The sequence below is a fragment of the Belnapia mucosa genome, assembly GCF_016775475.1.
In the GTDB taxonomy this organism is placed as follows: domain Bacteria; phylum Pseudomonadota; class Alphaproteobacteria; order Acetobacterales; family Acetobacteraceae; genus Belnapia; species Belnapia mucosa.
In genome coordinates this window covers 1-5,798 of record NZ_JAEUXJ010000057.1, presented here as the reverse complement: position 1 = coordinate 5,798, position 5,798 = coordinate 1, and the positions used below count along the sequence as shown (strand labels likewise).

The following is a 5,798-nucleotide window of genomic DNA, read 5'->3' as shown; positions in this document are numbered from 1 at the left end:
CAAACTAATCTGTTGCGTCACGGCGAGCTAGCGCCAACTGCAGATCTGGACCACTCTCGTGAGGTTGTTCTCCACTGGGCGGCAGGATGCCCGATCGAACGCGATGCCGAGCACATCCGTAGCCTCCTGGTCATAGTCGTCTGGGAACTCAAGAACGACGAAGGCTGGCCCAGAATGCGACCGTACGGCCCGCAGCACTAAGGCTGCGTAGCTGGTGGGGTCAGTGGCCGCGCCCGCCCAGTTGGAATTGGGGCCGCCCACGAACCAAACCCCAGGCCCCTCCAGAAACGGCGCGACGAAGGAAACGGCAGGTCCAAGCATCACGACCAGCGAGCCCGCCGGGAGTGCTATCTGGTTGACCGCCACCACCGCAGTCCCATGGGGCTCTCCCTCCCACAGGAAGGGCTCGCGCGGATGGGCAGGGTATTCGGTGACCAAGGCAGAAACACCGAGGGCGGTAGCCAGGCAGAGCGTTGCCCCGCCGCGCCACCATCCCGCCGACGGCATCGATCCTTGGCTCATGGGCGCCGCCACGAGCAGTTCGCGTGCCGCCGCCCAGACCGGGATGCCGAGCAGCACCTCGACCGGGATGGCATAGCGCAGGATGGCAAAGACACCGAGCCAAGCCACGTAGCTGACGAGCACGAAGGCGATCACCGCCCGCATGGCACGGGCGGCAACCCGCTCGGCGGGGTCGGTCGCCATGGCGCCGACCCAGGCCACGCGAGGGTCATTGTCCCGCTGGGCTCGACGCCATGCCACCAGCACCAGACTGAGTACCAGTGCAGCGAGGCCGATGGCGAAGCGTGGGTCAGCGAGTGGCGGCTCCAGCACAACTCCCTCGGACCGGTGTGCCCAGACGAGGGGATAAGCAAGTGCCTCTGCCAAGCTATCCGGGAGGAAACTGACGTCTTGCTGGCCCGTGGCTGGAAACAGAGGCGAGCGGAATATGGTATTGGCGATCGGTCCGAACGGGTTGCCGAACCGCTGCCAGAGGAACCAGCCCCATGGTCCGTAGGTGATCGCGAACCCGAGCGCACCACCAAGCGACAACAGCCCCATCGCCCGTGTTCTTGACCCCACGCCGCCGCGCACCGCGATGGCTCCAGCAACTGCAAGGGCTGGCGGGAAGATGATTGCGGTGAGCTTCAGGCCGACCGCACAGCCGCCCAAAAAGCCGGCCAGCAGTCGCCGCCGCACAGCCTGGGGTGCCTCGTGCCGGTCATCCGCTTCTGCCGCGAGCAGGAGGGCGAGTAGCGCACCCAGGACCAGGCAACCAATCTGGACGTCGTTATAGGTCGAGCCGGTTTCCGGTAGCGTCGCCGCACCGGTCAGTCCGAACAAGGCGACCAGTGCGCTGGCGGGGGTGACGCGTCCGACGGCGCCGTGGCAAGCGAGATTGGCAAGGGCGATAGTCAGGAAGGCCAGCAGTCCCGCATAGCTGGCCTGCAGGACCGACACCAGGCGTGGCCAGGTGTTCAGTGGGCTTTGGGTAAGCAGGTAGAAGGGTAGGTCGAGACCGGGGTGCAGGAAGCTATGGGCCCGTGCGGGGGCGAGATCGACCTCCCAACGGCCTTCCAGTAAGGCGTAGACGTTGTAGTAGTGGTAGTTTCTCAAGTCCCAACTGGTATCGCGGCCAAGAGCAAGGGCGACTGCGGCCGCCGCAGTCCAGCAGGCAAGGAGCACGCCCCAGCCCATCCGAAACCCGCCAATGGTCGAGGCGTCCTTCCGCCACTTCGGTTGCTGGACGGTGCGGGTTATCGCATCAACCATATCCGGCGCGAACGCTCTCTAGGCGGGGCATGAGAATTCGGACTTCTTGAAGGACAACCAAAGCCTAGCGGCAAGCCAAACACCCAACGATCACATTGATGCGTCCTGCTCATATCGGGTTTGCCGCGATAGGATAGCTCGGCCATTGGCGGGGCGATGACCTGCAGCGTCCCGGGCGGCCAATCTCAGTGGCTGCGGCATAAGACCCAACAGAACCAGGCAAGAGCCATGCTGGAAAACAGGTGACGCCGTGATCAGGCGGCGTCCCGCACTAGCGTGTTGCTGACCACGACGCCGTTCCCGAGTGTGAGCCTTGGATAAGCTTGGGCAACTGGTGCCCGCCCTTCGGCTCGTGCCAAGGTTTGGCAGCGACCATGGCCAGCTTGAACAGCATCAGTCGGCTGGTGCCCTATGAGAGCGCGCCCTTGGTCCGGACCGTTCGGTGCCGCACGGTGGCGAATACGCCCTCGATCAGGTCCAAGGTGCGCAGATGGTCCCAATGCTCGGCAGCGAAGTCGTAGAGGGTTAGCGAGGCATTGCGGTCCCTTAGCAGGTAGGTGACCGCTGTCTCGTGCTTGGCCCTGACCTCTCGGCGAAGGTCGCGATTGGTGCCCCAGCCGTGTTGCAGTCCGGCGCCACTTTAGCGGTGTCCTTTCCCTTCGGGCCCGACATTGTCGCGCCTTACCGCGAGGAGGGTAAGGTCTGCGACGGTCGCGTCACCAATGCGCTCGAGATGCGCTGGCAACTCTCGACGGAGCGGCGTCCGTGCAAATACCAGGACATAGTCGTAGTAGGCCACCGAGCTCAGACTGAGCGGGTCGGGCGAGCGGTAAAGCCAGGCAGTCGGCGCCAAACGATACCCTGGCGGTCCTGCACTTGTCGCAAACGAGTCCGGCTGGCCGTAAAGCGGCGCGATTGGCAGCAGGATCTGCGCGAGTGACGCTACGGCGGGTGTGAAGGAAATCGGCTGCTTCTCGGGTTCAGCAAACAAGGTAGGCACGAAGCTCTGCCGGGCGATGACGGCGAGGGCTGAGGCGTGGTCAATCGGTGGTCTGCGGAGAAATGGCGTGCTGATATCCTCTGCTGCGATAATGGTAAGGAGCCTCCGTCCAGGTTCCATCGCCGACATCAACCGCATGATCGCTGTGTAGCGCCGGTTGCTTTGCGCCCATTCGGACGTCATCACAGCGACCCGCACAACTACGAGTGCTGTGAACGCGGCTGAAAGGACGAAGGCAGCCCGCCCCGGTAGAGCGCGCCAGCGGGTCGCGGCTATCGCTACGGCCGTGATGGCCACGGGCAGCCGGTAATCCGCGAATGCGGCTCCGAGCAAGCCGAAGGGCATGGCGAGGAAGGCCACGGTCAGGGCAGAAACCACGACGGCCCCTAAGGGGGAGAACACCAACCGACGTGACGCCAGCCCCGCCAACACGGCTGTGCCAAAAACACCAAAAGTGGCAAGTGTGACTGATGGAACACCGATGTCGAAGACGCTGTGGAGTCCCATCAGCTTGTCCCGAGCCATCGCTGGCTGGATGTGATCGAGGCCGATGTTGCGGGAGGTTGGACTGAACAGAACCAGCACCAGGACAGCCGGAACAAACTGCAACGCGGCGACTGCGTGCCGAATGACGAGAGGCTTTATCGTCCCCTGGCGCATCCAAAGTGACCATGCTGCATGGCAAAGCCAGAAGAGACCATAAATGGCGAAGGCGTAAAGATGAAAGAAGAAGAGCGCCGCGGCACTGAGAGCAAAGGCGAGTAGGAGGACAGCCAGAGATCGTCCGTGTAGGGCAGCCCAGGCAGCAGCGAGAAAGATAGCGAGGGTCAGCCCACCTACGTAGTTGGTGAAGCCGTAGAGCAGAACATAGTTGAACACCAGCAGTGCCGAGGCGAGCGGCCAGTACGACCACACCCCGAAGAGTGCGCGATTAAGGCTCAAAACTGCTGGGATCAGCAAAACAGACAGTGTGCCGACAAGCGCCTGGCTTATCCGTTCGGTGGGCAGCGATGTCGCGTTGTGGATCGCCTGGACGACCACATCGATCCCGATATTAGCGATCGGGTGCCACTCAACCCGATAGAATTCCTGCAGCGCAGGAAGGTCACCGTAATGGGCAACGGCAAAGTAGCGCGCCAGATGATTCGGGTAATCGATCATGCCGAGCCAGGGCCCAGTCCAAAACGGCAGGCTGCAGAACATTACAGCCGTGAGTGTTGCCGCGGCGAGCCTCCAAGGGGATGGGATCGAGTTGCACCAGGCTGCGGATCGCTGTCCATCGGTAGCCGGGCGAAGGATCAAGCCCATACAACTCGTGCTCCCCCAGCAAAAAACTCTGTCTGCGATGCCACTTCACTCTACCTCTGCAAGCTGGTTGATACCGATATCTTCGTCGACAGGGATACTAGCCCGCAAAATTCGTGAGGGCGGACGAGCGGTCTGAAATCGCTTCGGTTCGCTCGCTTCAGGGTTGTGCGGTCGCGCGTCGCCATGGCCGGCTTCGGGGCCGGTGGTGAGGTGCGGATCGCGGGGCTGGCTGGTTGCGGGTCGGAGGGTGCGGCCGGGGCATTCGCCCCGGCACTCAGCAGGTCAGGCGTGGCATGCGCTCGAGGGCGAGGCGCAGGACAGCCTTGTCCGGACAGGCGCTCGGCAGTTGCAGCATGATCCTGGTCTTTCGCGTGACGACACGGGTGGCGAGCTTGACCAGGCGCAGGCGGAGGGTGTCGAACTGCGCCACGCGCCAGGTGGAGCGCTTCGGCATGAGGCTGCGCAGCGACCAGAGCAGCCAGTAGGCGCCGGTGTGCAGCATGAGGCGAAGCTGATTGGCGGTGGCGCGACTGCACGACGTGCGGTCGGCGGTGAGGTGGCGACGCCAGGCCTTGATATGGTTCTCGGCCTGACCTCTCGCACAGTAGAGGTCCTCGTAGATCCGCCGCGGCGTGCCGCCGGCGAGGTTGGTAACGACGTAGCGCGTGTCGGTGCCCTGTGGTCCGACCTCGATCCGGGCGACGATGCGTTCGACCCGGCTCCAGCTGCCGGCACCGTCCCAGAACTCCTTGTAGCGGCGCAGCTTGCCGTTGCCCGGCGCGGCGGCGTGCCGGGCAGCGGTGCTCTGCTCCAGCGCCGCGACGTGTCGGTGGAGGGTGGTGGTCGCGGCCACGCCGAGCACAAAGTCGAGGCGCTCGGCGCGGCAGACGTCGAGGACCTCCGGCGCGCAGTAATGGCTGTCCGCGCGGATCAGGATCTCCACCCGGGGCCAGTGACTACGGATCCCGCGCACCAGCCGGCGCAGGAAGGCACGGGCCTCGGCACCGGTCGGACGCCGGGCCGGGCGCAGCATGGCGGCCACGGGCCGGCCCTCGCCGTCGAACACCACGATGGGCTGGAAACCATACTCGTCGTAGTAGGCGTTGAAGAGCCGCAGTTGCTGCCCGCCGTGGACGGCATCGAAGGTGTCGTCGATGTCGAGCACGATGCGGCGGGGCACCTGCCGGAAGCTGGTGCAGTACAGCCCGACCATGGCGCGGGCCATCCGCAGCAGGGCGCGCACATCCGGCAGGTTCTCGAGCCGGGAGATGGTCGGCTGTGAGCACAGCGGCGCGCCCTCGGGCAGCGCGTCGAGGGCGAGCTTGAAAACCGGATCGTGCCGCAGGCTGTCGGCGTCGTTGCCATCCTCGTAGCCCGCCGCGATCATCAGCATGCGGAAGCGCAGGATGGCGGCGAGGCGGTGCTGGACCCGCCCCGGTGCGCGCGGGTCGTCGATGCAGGCTGCCAGTCGGTCGGCGATGCCGAGCCGGCGCTCGACCTCGCGCAAGGCCAGCAGGCCGCCGTCGGAGGAGAGTTGCCCGCCGTCGAAGCGGGCAATCAGGGGCTTGCCGCCGACCGGTGACAGGCCGGGCAGCGGCGGGGTAGGTTCAACCGTGACGGGCATGGTCTCCGGACGCGGCTGGGTTTGAGTGTCGCAGCCAAATTCTACGTCCGCACAACGGCTTGCGCCATGCCCGTCAGCCCTCGCGCATAATCC

General features: G+C 64.9%; 3 protein-coding genes. All 3 read right to left on the bottom strand.

Annotated features, from left to right (window positions below):
- Positions 1-27 precede the first annotated feature (27 nt).
- Positions 28-1,773, bottom strand: a complete 1,746-nt coding sequence (locus JMJ55_RS30225; protein WP_202829315.1) for a glycosyltransferase 87 family protein — start codon at positions 1,771-1,773, stop codon at positions 28-30.
- 640 nt (positions 1,774-2,413) lie between these two features.
- Positions 2,414-3,934, bottom strand: coding sequence for a hypothetical protein (locus tag JMJ55_RS30220; RefSeq protein ID WP_202829314.1), 1,521 nt, complete (start codon positions 3,932-3,934; stop codon positions 2,414-2,416).
- Positions 3,935-4,355: 421 nt separating this feature from the next.
- Positions 4,356-5,705 carry an IS1380 family transposase gene (locus JMJ55_RS30215; RefSeq protein WP_202829313.1) on the bottom strand — a complete coding sequence of 450 codons (1,350 nt, stop codon included), beginning with the start codon at positions 5,703-5,705 and terminating at the stop codon, positions 4,356-4,358.
- Positions 5,706-5,798: the final 93 nt, after the last annotated feature.

Excerpts from the sequence above, each read along its gene's own strand:
- JMJ55_RS30225 (WP_202829315.1), bottom strand. The coding sequence starts at position 1,773 with ATGGTTGATGCGATAACCCGCACCGTCCAGCAACCGAAGTGGCGGAAG.
- JMJ55_RS30220 (WP_202829314.1), bottom strand. The coding sequence starts at position 3,934 with ATGATCGATTACCCGAATCATCTGGCGCGCTACTTTGCCGTTGCCCAT.
- JMJ55_RS30215 (WP_202829313.1), bottom strand. The coding sequence starts at position 5,705 with ATGCCCGTCACGGTTGAACCTACCCCGCCGCTGCCCGGCCTGTCACCG.